This is a genomic window from Rhizobium sp. T1470, from assembly GCF_042140505.1.
Taxonomy (GTDB): domain Bacteria; phylum Pseudomonadota; class Alphaproteobacteria; order Rhizobiales; family Rhizobiaceae; genus Rhizobium; species Rhizobium favelukesii.
Window position 1 is genome coordinate 747,325 of the sequence record NZ_CP148093.1, and the last position, 12,572, is coordinate 759,896.

General features: G+C 58.6%; 11 protein-coding genes and 3 pseudogenes. 2 read left to right on the plus strand and 12 right to left on the minus strand.

The window, feature by feature from the left end; all coding sequences use genetic code 11:
- Nucleotides 1-115: 115 nt before the first annotated feature.
- The 7 genes and pseudogenes from WGT02_RS33425 to WGT02_RS33455 form a co-directional block, all read right to left on the minus strand.
- Nucleotides 116-1,035 (minus strand): annotated as a pseudogene (locus WGT02_RS33425) (GSU2403 family nucleotidyltransferase fold protein).
- Nucleotides 1,032-2,186 (minus strand): hypothetical protein, encoded by a 1,155-nt coding sequence (locus WGT02_RS33430; protein ID WP_225040353.1) that lies wholly within the window; start codon nucleotides 2,184-2,186, stop codon nucleotides 1,032-1,034. The pseudogene WGT02_RS33425 and the gene WGT02_RS33430 overlap by 4 nt, the downstream one beginning before the upstream one ends.
- Nucleotides 2,187-2,353: 167 nt before the next feature.
- Entirely contained in the window at nucleotides 2,354-3,226 is an 873-nt protein-coding gene (locus WGT02_RS33435; protein WP_318246586.1) for a tyrosine-type recombinase/integrase, read from the minus strand.
- The gene (locus WGT02_RS33440) at nucleotides 3,223-3,399 is read right to left on the minus strand and encodes a hypothetical protein (RefSeq protein ID WP_339151163.1); all 177 of its coding nucleotides are present in this window, start codon (nucleotides 3,397-3,399) and stop codon (nucleotides 3,223-3,225) included. The genes WGT02_RS33435 and WGT02_RS33440 overlap by 4 nt, the downstream gene beginning before the upstream one ends.
- A gap of 211 nt (nucleotides 3,400-3,610) precedes the next feature.
- Entirely contained in the window at nucleotides 3,611-4,507 is an 897-nt protein-coding gene (istB, locus tag WGT02_RS33445; RefSeq protein ID WP_208245168.1) for an IS21-like element helper ATPase IstB, read from the minus strand.
- A complete protein-coding gene (istA, locus tag WGT02_RS33450; RefSeq protein ID WP_208245170.1) occupies nucleotides 4,504-5,976 on the minus strand; it encodes an IS21 family transposase in 1,473 nt (490 codons plus the stop codon). The genes istB and istA overlap by 4 nt, the downstream gene beginning before the upstream one ends.
- Before the next feature lie 183 nt (nucleotides 5,977-6,159).
- Nucleotides 6,160-7,017 (minus strand): tyrosine-type recombinase/integrase, encoded by an 858-nt coding sequence (locus tag WGT02_RS33455; protein WP_208246292.1) that lies wholly within the window; start codon nucleotides 7,015-7,017, stop codon nucleotides 6,160-6,162.
- 332 nt (nucleotides 7,018-7,349) lie between these two features.
- Here WGT02_RS33455 and WGT02_RS33460 point away from each other — a divergent pair.
- A pseudogene (locus tag WGT02_RS33460) lies at nucleotides 7,350-7,688 on the plus strand (site-specific integrase); the annotation flags it as partial.
- Nucleotides 7,689-7,785: 97 nt separating this feature from the next.
- Here WGT02_RS33460 and WGT02_RS33465 read toward each other — a convergent pair.
- Genes WGT02_RS33465 through WGT02_RS33480 form a run of 4 tightly spaced genes read right to left on the minus strand, consistent with a single transcriptional unit; the run spans nucleotide 7,786 to nucleotide 10,888 of the window.
- Nucleotides 7,786-8,370, minus strand: a complete 585-nt coding sequence (locus tag WGT02_RS33465; RefSeq protein ID WP_208245634.1) for a plasmid pRiA4b ORF-3 family protein — start codon at nucleotides 8,368-8,370, stop codon at nucleotides 7,786-7,788.
- A gap of 2 nt (nucleotides 8,371-8,372) precedes the next feature.
- Entirely contained in the window at nucleotides 8,373-10,031 is a 1,659-nt protein-coding gene (locus WGT02_RS33470; RefSeq protein WP_208245348.1) for an IS66 family transposase, read from the minus strand.
- A 45-nt stretch (nucleotides 10,032-10,076) separates the two neighbouring features.
- The gene (tnpB, locus tag WGT02_RS33475; protein WP_208245196.1) at nucleotides 10,077-10,430 is read right to left on the minus strand and encodes an IS66 family insertion sequence element accessory protein TnpB; all 354 of its coding nucleotides are present in this window, start codon (nucleotides 10,428-10,430) and stop codon (nucleotides 10,077-10,079) included.
- Complete coding sequence (locus WGT02_RS33480; RefSeq protein WP_375678551.1) at nucleotides 10,427-10,888, minus strand: transposase; 462 nt, start codon at nucleotides 10,886-10,888, stop codon at nucleotides 10,427-10,429. Before WGT02_RS33480 ends, tnpB begins: the two co-directional genes overlap by 4 nt.
- A 64-nt stretch (nucleotides 10,889-10,952) precedes the next feature.
- Here WGT02_RS33480 and WGT02_RS33485 point away from each other — a divergent pair.
- Nucleotides 10,953-11,421 (plus strand): annotated as a pseudogene (locus WGT02_RS33485) (tyrosine-type recombinase/integrase); the annotation flags it as partial.
- 16 nt (nucleotides 11,422-11,437) lie between these two features.
- On the opposite strand, the gene WGT02_RS33490 reads toward WGT02_RS33485, so the two are convergent.
- Nucleotides 11,438-12,553: an IS630 family transposase gene (locus WGT02_RS33490; protein WP_208244984.1), complete on the minus strand. Its 1,116-nt coding sequence runs from the start codon at nucleotides 12,551-12,553 to the stop codon at nucleotides 11,438-11,440.
- Between the last annotated feature and the right edge of the window lie 19 nt (nucleotides 12,554-12,572).

The window sequence follows — 12,572 nt, forward strand, 5'->3', positions numbered from 1 at the left end:
GACGGCTTCCGAGCAATCGCTTGCTGGAATGCTGAAGCACGATTACAGCGCTCGGCGGAGTCACAGTGCGCCGCCTTCAACCAGGCTCAGATAACGAGATCCCGCGCTCCGAGCATCACTTGAACGCAATACCAAGGGCGCTTAAAAATTCGAGCATGAGGTCATTGACGGCACGCTGGCGCAAAATCCGGGCTTCTCTGATTTCCGTGTCGTCTGCAGCACCTTCAATTTCGAACTGCGCCACGGCAACGTTGCCTTCGCGCAGGTAACCTTCGTCTGGCTCCGGATCACAAAATCGGGTGAGCAATAGCGTCAGGGCACGTTCGATGACCTCCCGATCGTTGCCTTTCAGAGCCTCTTGGAATTTGGCGATTGCACCGCCGAGCCCGCCTTCTCCGTGTTCGAGGCAGTAGACGAGATCGTGCGCATCTTTGCGCTCACGCCGGTGATCAAAGGCAAACGCCTTGAGGCATGTGAATGCCACGATATCGGCGTAGGGGATGGATTCTGTCGAGCGGCCTTTTTCACCCAACAGATCAGCGGTGACTTCCACCCGATCGTGGTGCCCGAACACGAGCGACGCGTGAGGAATATTCACCGCAGAAACATTTCCTTCCGTCGGCAGTTCCTGCAATGCGCCACCCCGGAGCTTCGGATCGTCTGCCAAGAACTCCAGAATGACGAGAATGCCGTGCTCGGTCATGGTCTGCCAACGCCAATTGACCTTGTTGCCCTTGTCATTTTGCGCACGCTCGAAACACATTTTTTTGAGGTTCTGCTCGAGCGTCCGGTATGCCTCTGTATCGGCGAGGATCGACAGATCGACAGATCGACGACGACATCGATATCGCCGGTTCCTGCATGAGGCGGGACATCAGGCGATCGCTTGGTGACAATGTAGCGCGGGGCCAGCCCACCGACCAGAAAGACGGAATCACGCCAGGGGCCGAGCTCGCTGAACAGCGTAACCAGGACGCGCTCGCAGTCGCGGGTAACATCGGCACTATATTCAGTCAGTATCTGGGGCTTTGTCATTCGGGTACCGCGAGTTTTGTCAGCCGAAGATGGTCGGCCAGTTCCTTTGAGCGACCGCTGTCAAGCTGCAGGAGGTCGAGGTAAGTTTGAAGTGGATCTGTGACCCAGACATGACCGACCCGTTGGCGAAACAGAAAGTCGTGGCGTGGATTAGAGTCTATAACTCCCAGATTCCAGCCCTCTTTGACAGCCTTTGCTCCCAGTTTTCCAAGAAGGCTTTCGCCGCCGTGATCGATGCGGCAATGGATTTGGGATATTTTCGAGAGGTGCGGTGCATGGATCTGGCCGGCCATGAGCCCGGAAATTTCGTAGCGAACTCCCGTCTCATCGCAGATGCGGTCAATCTCATGGATCACCTCATCGATATTGGTCATCCGCATATAGTACGAGCGGAGCGGCTTTGGCTTGATCGAAGCGACATAGGAAGACCACTCGTCAAGCAGCGCGCGGGGATTGGAGAGTATCCTTTCCTTCGATGGACCGGCACCCTTGGAGTTCACCCATTCGCGGCGCTCTAGTTCGATAAGAACCTGGGATGCAGTTGTCGGAGATACGGATGCCCGCTCGGCCAGTTCATGCACACCGAACCATTGGTCCTTAAATGTCCAGACGGCATGGAGGGCCTGTGCGCGACTTCCAACGAACAGATTGTTGAGCGATCGAGCCTGCTGCTTCGAGGCTGGCTTTTCGACGAGAACAAAAAGATTGTCGGCCGAAAGATAGAGACTGCCGCTACGATCGAAATAACCGACCTTCTCCTCGCGCAGGAGTGCACGTGCACCTGGGGAAATGGTATCGGCCATCAATAGGGGGAGAACTCGGGAATTGCCTGGTGGCATGGCGGCAATGTATCTTTTTAGCTGCCAGATTGCTTCCCTGACGTCCCTTGGAAAAGCTGATCTCTTGGCTTCGACAACAAGCTGGAAAGGTGCGTCGGAAAATCGCGCATCGATAAGGAAATCTGCGTGAGAGTTTCCCATCTGGGGCTCAAACAAGGGCTCGGACGTGATTTTCCCGCCTGCCTCCGTGAGGCTGGCCGTCAACTCATTCAACATATCGAAAGCTATGGACTCTTCCATAGATATTCCCTGCGCAGCAAATATAACTCTTATGCCGTATATCCGCGAAAATGTATATCTACTGCACAGCAAACAAATGAAAACTGCTGTGCCAGCTCCGGCCCGCGCGGCAAAAGAGTCCGCGTCTTCTCATAGACGAGGTTCATCCGTTGATTGGCAATTGCGCCTGCTATAGGTTCGTTTCGCGCGTGAACATTCGGCCGCCTCCCACCGTGCATCGAGACAAAGCTTCGCTTGGTTCAGCAGATCGGGATGCGCCGTGAGATACCAGTAGGTATCCCGGACATGCGTGTGGCCCAAATAGGTCGAGAGTTCGGTAGTCGCCGCTCGATATCGTCGCCACCTCGGCACCAGGAAAGCAGGGTGCGCACCGCAAAGGAATGCCGGAGGTCGTGTATCCTTGGGCCTTCGGCTTCCGTCGGCTCCCGCAATCCGGCTTGGCGTGTCCACAGGATGAAAGAGTAGTGTGGGCTTGTGTCGTTCAAGCCACGTCCGCGGTCTCCCGTGAAGAAGAATCTGCTGCCGCGCCTTATCGGGCAAACATCGCGGTCCGCCGAATATCGTCTGAGAGCGTCCGTCGTGCTTGGATGCAAAGGGACGAGGCGGCTCTTGCCGAACTTCGTCTCTCGGATCGTCAGCATCCCTGCTTCCACATCGGCGTCCTCGCGAAGTAGTCGTGCCGCCTCTGAAAACCGCAGACCTGTGGACGCGAGCAAACCGAAGAAATGGTGGTAGGTCAGCCCTCGAAAGCTCGCTGGATGCAGCACGAGCATTGTCGCAAGAAGATCGGCGATCTGCTCGTCCGAATAGATGAAGGGTCGTGGCCGGCGCTGCGGCGGGAAAATGCCAGAAGGCGGAATCTCGGTTCGAGGGTCGTCAACCTTCAGGTGGCGAGCGAATGATCGCACCGTCGAAAGGCGCGATGACCATGTCGCAGGCCCACATTGGTGATTTGCCCATTCCACCGCGAGCTTCGAGGTAATGTGCTGCGCGCCACGCGCCTGCGCAAATTCCACAAAGTTTCGCAAACGGCTCTCCTGGCTCTGAAGATTGAAACCGAGCGACCGACGCAGCGTCAGGTATTGTTCGAGGGCTTCCGTCAGGTCGGTCATTGAATCTCTCCCGCCCACGGCCGCGAGAGGGAGCGCAGGCCCTCGATGTCGAGCTTCGCGTAAATCCTGGTGGTGTCCGGGTCTTTGTGGCGAAGTACCTGGGCAAGCTCCGTAAGACCGACGCCTGATCTGATCGCAATCGTCGCAAAGGTATTGCCGGAACACATGCGCATGATGTGATCGCATCCCGGAAACATCCGCGCGCTTCAGTGCTCTACGAGCGATGAGGATAACTGGCGTCGCCGTCCGAAACGGCGTGCATGGGGTGTCAACCCTATGAAAGATGACACGGGAGCTGGATGTTGGACGTCCATGCAAGATATAGTCGGAGATCTATAGCGCGACGATCAGGATGAGACGCGAGCGACAATCTGGATGAGATTCTTATGTCGCGGTTGGAGCGAAGTTATCATGTTGATTGTCGCTGGCAAGAGTTTCATCGTGTTCTGATTGCCGCTCCGCGACAAGCTGGGAAGAGCTTTTGATTGTCGCGAATGAGGCGGGTCTGCCGCGCTGGCGTTTGGCTTCCATGGCCGAACGCCGCCGGTAGCTTTCGACATTCATCTCGAAGATTGTTGCGTGATGGACAAGTCGGTCCACCGCGGCAAGCGTCATGGCCGGGTCTGGAAAGACGCGGTTCCATTCTCCGAAGGGCTGATTGGCGGTGATCATGATGGAACGCCGCTCATATCTTGCGGAGATGAGTTCGAAGAGCACGCTCGTTTCGGCCTGGTCCTTGGTGACGTAGGCCAGGTCGTCGAGGATGAGAAGATCGAACTTGTCGAGCTTTGCGATGGCGGCTTCGAGCTGAAGCTCCCTCCGCGCGACCTGAAGCTTCTGGACGAGATCGGTCGTGCGGGTGAAGAGCACGCGCCAGCCGTTCTCGATTAGCGCGAGGCCGACGGCTGCGGCGAGATGGCTCTTTCCGCCGCCGGGCGGACCGAACATCAGGATATTGGCGCCTTTGGCGAGCCAGCTATCGCCGGCTGCAATCGCCATGACCTGGGCCTTGGAGACCATGGGAACAGCGTCGAAGGCGAAGCTGTCGAGCGTCTTTCCGGGTGGCAGGTGGGCCTCGGCGAGGTGTCTTTCGATCCTGCGATGGGCGCGTTCGGCCAATTCATGCTCGGCGATGGCCGAGAGGAAACGGGCAGCAGGCCATCCTTCCCGATCGGCCTGCTCGGCAAATTGGTGCCAGAACGTCTTGATCGTCGGCAGCCTCAGTTCGTTGAGCATGATGCCGAGGCGGGCTTCATCGACTGTGTGGATGTTGCTCTTCATGCGACCTCTCCCGCATAGGCCGTGCCGATCAGGGCTTCATAACCATTGAGCGACGCGAGTTGCACATGAACGATCGGCAACTGATCCGGGTCCGGGCTGAAGACCGCTCTCAAAGCCGCCAGATCAGGCAGTTTGTGGGCGTCGAGCGTTTTGGCAAGCTCCTCGGCCAGTTCACGCTCGCAACTGCGATCGTGAGCCAAGGCAAGCAGTTCCACGGTGATCTTGCAAGCCTGCCGCTCGGGCAGTTGCTCGATGAGCGCGTCGAAAGTCCTGCGATATTCCGGCCTGGGGAAGAGCTTGTCGCGATAGACGAGCCCCAAAAGCGCCATCGGCTTTTTGCGCAGGGAATGAATGACGTGATGATAGTTGACGACTTGATCGTGCTTGCCACTCGCGTGGGCGCGGCCTCGGGGTAATGTCAGCAGATGCGTGCCGCCGATGAAGACGTCGAGGCGATCGTCGAACAGACGCACCCGCAGCCGGTGGCCAATCAGACGGGAAGGCACGGTGTAGAAGACCTTGCGCAAGGCGAAGCCGCCGGTGCTCGATACGGTGACGATGACCTCTTCGAAGTCGGTGGTGCGACGATCGGGAAGAGCTTGCAGATGCGTGCGCTCGGCATCGATGCGCTTGCCATGTGCGGCATTGCGGCGGCTGACGATCTCATCGATGAAGGCGCGATAGGATCCGAGGTCGCCAAAGTCCCTGGTTCCGCGCATCAGCAGAGCATCGCGGATCGCATTCTTGAGATGGCCGTGGGAACTTTCGATCGAGCCGTTCTCGTGCGCGACGCCCTTGTTGTTGCGCGTCGGCGTCATGCGATAATGGGCGCACAGTTCGTCGTAGCGATGCGTCAGATCGACCTTGGCGTCGGCATCGAGGTTGCGGAAGGCGGCCGATAAGCTGTCGCTGCGATGATAGAGCGGCGAACCGCCAACCGACCACAGGGCGTTCTGCAGCCCCTCGGCCAGAGCGACGAAGCTCTCTCCACCCAGGATGACATGGGCATGCTCGAAGCCCGACCAGACCAGCCGGAAGTGATAAAGCAGATGATCGAGCGATTGGCCGGCGATCGTCACGCCGAGGCTGCCCATGTCGGTAAAATCCGACAGTCCTAACCGACCGGGTTCGTGCATCTGACGGAAGATCACTTCCTGCTCCTGACCGTGAACAGCCCGCCATGATCGGATACGACGCTCAATCGTACGGCGAACACCTTCTGACAGCTCTGGATGACGCCGCAGCATCTCGTTGTAAACGGCGACCGCTCGGATGCCGGGCGCGGCCTTGAGGAGCGGAACAACCTCGGCGTCGAAGATGTGCTCAAGGGGATCGGGGCGACGCCGGTCGCGCGGCGGCTTGGTCTGCGATGGAAGACGCGCATCCTTCTCGATGCGGTAAGCCGTCGCCCGGCTGATCGACGCCTTGGCGGCAGCGACCTCAATGGGGTTGTTTTGTCGGTACTTCATAAAAAGCCTCGTCTGATGATCGGTTACATGGCGACCCGGCACAAAGGTGATTCTCCATTCTCAGAAAATCACCGACGCTACCGGGCCAACCGCGATCATGAGACGCCGAAAAATTGCGCCGCGGCGGGGGTGTAACTCCAGTCGGGCTACGCCCTCCCTTCGTCACACCCCCGCCGCCGAGTCTCATCCTGATTGACGCTGAGTCTCACCTTGTTTGTCGCCGCGCACGGAGATCGCCGCCCCAACGTCTTGTGGGAGCGGCATTGTTGCGATCCGACCAACCTTGCCCTTCACTCGAAGGAGGCCGACGCGCCAGTCGATGTCGTCCAATGACAGGCATGCGGCCTCGTTCGCACGCAGTCCCAGCCGCGAAAGCAGTAGGAGGACCTCGAAGTCCCGGCGGCCCGCGATCGTGGTACGATCGCAACCTTTTAGAACAATTTCTAGTTGATCGGCGCTCATGAAGGAGGGAAGCGTGGTGAGCCGAAGGTTCCTCACAGTGGGTATTGCCAGAGCCAGGTCATTCTCCGTGAACCGAGCGGCCCGACAGAACCGAAGGAAAATGCGAAGCTTCGAAGACATCACCTTAGACGTAGCGCTGCTTTGGCGGTCGAAGTGACCGGCAAGATAATCGCGCACGTTATCGTGCGTGAGATGAGAAATTCCGTTGTGATCGTCCCATACTGTTCGGAGGAAGCGTTGGATAAACCAACGGTGTGAGGCGATAGATCGCTCAGCATAGCCTCTGCGGTGAAGTTCCGCTTCGTAGAGCACTTCGATATCACCGCGACAATCGCTCGTCGCAGGAGGCCGGCTTAACGCGCCCGCCTTTACAAGCTCTGCTCGCAAACGGTGGATGGCGCGACGATCGCCGTAGCGAAGCGTACCCCTAGTGGCCAAGCCTGAGATGAAATGGTCAATATCCTCGTAGGCGAGCTGCGTTGGATGGCCATCATTGCGATCACTCTGGTGTGCGATGAAAGCAACGATGGTCCGGATTGCCGAGCGGATGCTCTTGGCCTTGTAACCTTCGTCAGTCATCGATTTGATCAGGGAACTGACGCAGGCTCGATGCGGCCAATCTTCGATCGGCGCCAGAGCGCCGAGTTCTCGAATGGATTCGTAGTCATTGATGTCTCCGCTAGGTTTGTTGTGCGGAGGCTGCTTATTATGCCGAGCTTACGATCCGGACCTACCGGAAATCGCGGGCTTTAGGAAACTGGCTCGGCATAGTCTCGGGCTCGGGATAAGTTCCCTTGGACTAACCCGCTCCGCTACGCCGGAGCGGCAAGGAGATGAGGTATTCAGTAGGAGCCCCAACTGCGCGAGGATGGGACGACTGGTAGCCCATCCATCGGACAGAGGAGCTCATCATGACCCCACTTCGCCAGCGCATGAGCGAGGATATGCAGGTGCGCAATTTCTCGCTCAATACCCAGCACTCGTATCTGCAGCAGGTGTCGCTGTTCGCACGACACTTCGGCAAGTCGCCGGACTTGCTCGGCCGTGAGGACATCCGGACCTATCAGGTCTATCTGGCCAACGAGAAGAAGCTGGCGCCGGGCTCGATCCACATCGCCCTTTCGGCACTGCGCTTTCTCTATAAGGTGACGCTCGAAAGAGATTGGGTGCCGGAAGAGGTCCTGCCGCTTCCCAGGAAGCCACAGAAACTGCCAATCATCCTCAGCCCGATGAAGTGCAGCAGTTTCGTATGCATCCGAGCAATCACGCGGGATGAAGGCTCGCGCGTGAACTTCAGCCGGGTTATGATCGAGTGATACGGTTCAAGTTGGGTCCTTTTGCATGCCTTCAGATTTTTCGGCGCGCTCTTCGGGCCCATTTGGCAGCCAGATCGTCGACGGCTTTGTTGAGTTGGCTGAGGTTGGCATTGCCAGGATCGTAATCGCTGCCGCCCCACCATTCGACGAGTTCGGCATGTCGCTCGTGTGCCGGATCGACAAGCGCCTCGCGGAACTCCTGATACCCCCATGGGCCACCGACGTCCTCGGGTGGGCAGTGTCCTGCCGCTTCGAGGAGCATCGGGCCTTCCGTGCCGATTGCCGGGAAGGTGCGCTCGATCTTGATGCTGTGCGTCCAGCCGTCGCCAAAGTCGTAAAGGTATTTGAACGATTTCGCGCCGGTGTCCTGGACTGCCGACAGCAGCGAGACTTTGCGAGCGTCGATGGGACCATCCCCCCATTCCTCGTCAGGCAATCCAAAACCGACGTCACGCATGCGGAATTCATAAAGATGGCTGTTGGTCCAGCCCATCGCCGCCTGCAACACCTCGTGCAGCCGACTGAGCCTGATACGGAATGGCACGACAACACGCCGCATCACCATTGGATCGACTTGATCGAGGGTGACCTTCAGGCGGACGACGGAGGCAGCCATCTTCAGGCCGCCAGCATATGAGCTGTCGCCGACGCACTTTTCCAGTTCCATGGAAGCAGTTCGTGCAGGCGAGAGGCGGGAAGATCAGCGATGCGGGCCAGGACGTCGGCGAGCCAGGCTTTCGGGTCGATGTCGTTGAGGCGGCAGGTCGTAATGAGCGTCAGCATGACGGCGGCACGATCGGCCCCGCGCGGGGAACCGGCGAAGGTCCAATTCCGCCTTCCCAATGCAATACCTCTCAGCGCGCGCTCGGCGGCATTATTCGTGAGACAAACTCTTCCGTCTTCGAGGAAGCGGGCAAAACCATCCCAACGTTTCAGCATGTAGTCCATGGCTTTGATGAGGTCGGAGGATCTGCTGAGCGCGGCACGTTCGCGTTTCAGCCACTCGTGCATGTCGTCGAACAGAGGCTTGCTCTTTTCCTGCCGCACGGCCAGTCGTTCTGCTGCACTCAAGCCGTTGATCTGTCGTTCGATTTCAAACAGGGCGTCAAATCGTTTGACCGCCTCCAGCGCGATCGGGGAGATCGGCCTGCCGTTGCGTTTGCTATCGCGGGCGCTTTTCTCGATATCGGCCAGCTCAAAGAATTTCCGCCGCGCATGGGCATGGCAAAAAGCAAACGTGATCGGCACTTCTTTCTTTTCGGCAACCGATATCGGTTCGAACCCGTTGTAACAATCCGTCTGTAGAATGCCGCCATATCCGGCCAGATGTTTTTGCGGATGCTCGCCCCGACGGTCGCTTGAAGCATAGTAGATCGCCGCCGGCGCGGCCCCGCCGCCATAGGGCCTATCATCACACACGTAGGTCCATATGCGCCCGGTCGTGCATTTGCTTTTGGCCCGGATGGGAATGGTGGTGTCGTCGCCAAAAAGCCGCTCAGCCGCAAAGACATGCTTCTCGATCAGATCAACAACCGGCATGAGAGCGGATGTTCCAAAACCAACCTGATCGGCTAGCGTCGAAGTCGAAAGATCGATCCCTTCGCATTTGAACCGGGTGCTCTGGCGGTTGAGCGGGCTGTGCATGCCGAACTTGTCAAACAGGATCGTCGTCAGGAGATGAGGGCCGATAAAGCCGCGCGGCGTGGCATGGAAAGGCGCTGGCGGCTGGCTGATCGCCTCACAATCACGGCAAGAGAACTTTTCCCGCACTGTTTCGATCACTTTGAACCGGCGCGGGATCTCTTCCAGCGTTTCGGTGACGTCCTCACCCAGTTTAGACAGGCGCGAGCCACCGCAGCATACACAATTGATCGGAGGATCGATCACCACGCGCTCGCGCTCGATATCCTCCGGCCAGGGCTTTCGCACCGGCCGTTTGCGCACAAACGGACGCACGGACGAGGTCCGGGCGGCGGCAGCCTGCGCTGCAATCTCATCTTCCGTAGCTGCCGTGACCAGTTCCTCAAGCTGCAATTCCAACTGGTCGATCAGGCGCGCCGTGCGCTCGCTGCTCTGACCGCGCAGTTCGCGCTTGAGCTTGTCGATCCTCAATTCAAGACTGGCGATCAGGGCGTCGCGGTCGGACAGCAGGGCTTGCGCATTAGCAGCTTCGGCAACCGCCACATCACGTTCAGCCTGCAATACCTCGCGCTCGGCCAGCAGCGCCATATAGGCGCCGGCAAGGTCCGCAGGAAGATCGTCAGGCTTCACAGTCATGAAGTCATTCGATCAGATTCTCACTGTATTTTCAATGGAATAATGCTATCCAACCCTCGTTGGACGCCATGTTTCCTGCGGATGGCGCCAGTCTATGCCAGACAGGAGATAGCTGAGCTGTGCAGGTGATATTGCAACCGCACCACCTTCGGCAGAAGGCCATATGAACTTCCCGCGTTCCAATCTTTTTGTGAACAAGCAACTGCCCTGGCCGTCATGCCAAACCAATTTTATCAGGTCACCGCGCCGGCCCCTGAAGCAAAACAAATGACCGCCGAGCGGGTCATGCTTCAAGACCTCCTGCACCCGAAGCGCCAGAGAGGGAAAGCCACAGCGCATGTCCGTATACCCCGTCGAAAGCCAGACTTTGACCCCTGTTCCCATCGGAAACGGGTTCATCGCAATGTCTCCAGTCCTCGGACAATCCGCAGCAGAGCCTCAACGTCGACATCGCGGTCCACGATCACACGGCGGCCGTTCGCGCTCAGCACCTCCATAAGGCCACTTTGTGCCATAAGGCCACTTTGTGCCATCGAAGGCTTGGTCGCAGCGACCGGGATGCCTGGCTCCGGAACCAACAGGGCAGGAATAAACCCCTCAATGCCACGGCCACTGCCAAGCCGTCCCTCACGTGCTGCCTTACGCCAATCGTTCAACTGAAAGCGCGTGATGCCATGTCGCCGTGCCGTTGCCGTGACCTGCTGGGGAGCGGAATAACTCTCCGCAACGATCGCAAGTTTGGCCTCGTTACTGAAACGGCGACGCCGCCCACTGTCGACAATCTCCATCCGGCTGACTTGCGGCCGGCCCTCTATCGTTACGTCCATCGCTATTACACCGTCTATATTGACGTCCATATAGACAGATCATCCAATTCCGCTCACTTCTCAGCAAGGCGGCCTCCCCCGGATGCATACGCAGTTTCTCGATTGCGTGCTCGATCTTAAACATCACGCCATCCTGACCACCTGCTATGCGGCCGGTTTGCGCATCTCTGAAGCGGTGCACCTGAAGCCCACGGACATCGACAGCCAGAGAATGGTCGTCCGTGTCGAGCAGGGCAAAGGCCAGAAGGACCGCTATGTGATGCTATCGCCCAAGCTGCTCGAGATCCTGCGCAATTACTGGAAGATGCGGCGGCCGAAGGAGTGGCTCTTCCCCGGCGATCGCGCCGGCCAGCCAATCACCAGGGACGCAGTGGGGCAAGCTTGCGCGAAAGCGCACAACCTCCCCCGCTTGTCCAAACCGGTCACACCACACGGCATGAGGCACGCCTTCGCGGTTCATCTCCTGGAGGCAGGCAGGCGCCGACGTGCGCACCATTCAGCTGCTGCTCGGTCACCGCGGCCTCGCGACCACCGCTCATTATCTGCGCATCGCCACCAACTAGTGCCGCGCCACAGAGATTATGACTCTTTGACGGGGTAAGCTTTGCGGAGCTTTTGGCGGGCTTTTTCGGTTGTGAACATCCATTGGATCTTTGCGCCATTAGCGTTGCGTTGCTGCTCCCAGGCTGCGACTTCGGCGATTATGGTGTCTTTATTGTCGATACGACGGTCGAGGCATTGGCTGCGCAGGACACCGATCTCGATCTCGACCATGTTGAGCCAACTGGCGTGCTTGGGCGTGTGGTGGAACTCCAGTCGCTTCAGCACCCTTCGAGCCTCCGGGGCTGGAAATGCGTCGTAAAGCGCCCCGGCGGAATGGGTGGAGAGGTTGTCCATCACCACGCGGATGATCGGGGCGTCGGGATAATCGACGTCGACCAGTTCGCGCATGCACTGGGCGAAGTCTTGGTTGGTTCGCCGATCGGTGACCTTCACCCTGCGCCAGGGCTGGTGGGCGTCCATGAAGACAAACAGATTGACCGTGCCGTTTCGGCGATACTCGCAGTCGTAGCGTTCAAGCTGGCCAGGCTTGGCCGCAATGGGCTCGCGCACTTCGCCGATGAGTTGGGTCGGGCTCTCGTCGAAGCAGACCACGGGCCTTTGTGGATCAGGCGTCTCTGCGTAGAGGTCGAGAACATCCTCCATGCGCGCGACGTATTCCCCATCGAGCTTTGGGATGCACCACATGTCTTTGCGCCAAGGTTTGAGATGATTCTCAGCCAGCCGGCGACGTACGGTCTCCGAGGACAACTCGTCATGATCGGTGAGTCGGACCATCTCATCGGCCAGAAGCTCCAGGGTCCAGCGGGCTCGCCCGGGCGGCGGCTTTGAGCAGGCGGTCGCCACCAACAGCGCCTCCTCCTTGCTCGATAGCTTGCGCTCAACACCCGGGCGCGGTTCTTCACTGAGCGCGCCTTCCAGATTGGCTTCCACAAACCGGCGCTTGGTCCGGTAAATCGTCGATCCGCTGACGTTCAAGGTTGCCGCGATCACCTCGTCGCTGAAGCCTTCGTCCGCCGCCACCAGGATCTGGGCGCGCTTGATCTTGCGCGACGCATGGCGTCCCCCGCTCAACAAAACGGCCAGTTGATCACGTTCCGATTGGCTAAGCTCTACGTGAAACTTTATAGTCATCGACACCTCCTTCAGCGCG

What these genes read in the sequence shown, in the direction of transcription:
- WGT02_RS33465 (WP_208245634.1), bottom strand. Translation starts at nt 8,370, where the DNA reads ATGGCTGCCTCCGTCGTCCGCCTGAAGGTCACCCTCGATCAAGTCGAT.
- istA (WP_208245170.1), bottom strand. Translation starts at nt 5,976, where the DNA reads ATGAAGTACCGACAAAACAACCCCATTGAGGTCGCTGCCGCCAAGGCG.
- WGT02_RS33470 (WP_208245348.1), bottom strand. Translation starts at nt 10,031, where the DNA reads ATGACTGTGAAGCCTGACGATCTTCCTGCGGACCTTGCCGGCGCCTAT.
- WGT02_RS33455 (WP_208246292.1), bottom strand. Translation starts at nt 7,017, where the DNA reads ATGACTGACGAAGGTTACAAGGCCAAGAGCATCCGCTCGGCAATCCGG.
- tnpB (WP_208245196.1), bottom strand. Translation starts at nt 10,430, where the DNA reads ATGAACCCGTTTCCGATGGGAACAGGGGTCAAAGTCTGGCTTTCGACG.
- WGT02_RS33435 (WP_318246586.1), bottom strand. Translation starts at nt 3,226, where the DNA reads ATGACCGACCTGACGGAAGCCCTCGAACAATACCTGACGCTGCGTCGG.
- WGT02_RS33490 (WP_208244984.1), bottom strand. Translation starts at nt 12,553, where the DNA reads ATGACTATAAAGTTTCACGTAGAGCTTAGCCAATCGGAACGTGATCAA.
- istB (WP_208245168.1), bottom strand. Translation starts at nt 4,507, where the DNA reads ATGAAGAGCAACATCCACACAGTCGATGAAGCCCGCCTCGGCATCATG.
- WGT02_RS33480 (WP_375678551.1), bottom strand. Translation starts at nt 10,888, where the DNA reads ATGGACGTCAATATAGACGGTGTAATAGCGATGGACGTAACGATAGAG.
- WGT02_RS33440 (WP_339151163.1), bottom strand. Translation starts at nt 3,399, where the DNA reads ATGCGCATGTGTTCCGGCAATACCTTTGCGACGATTGCGATCAGATCA.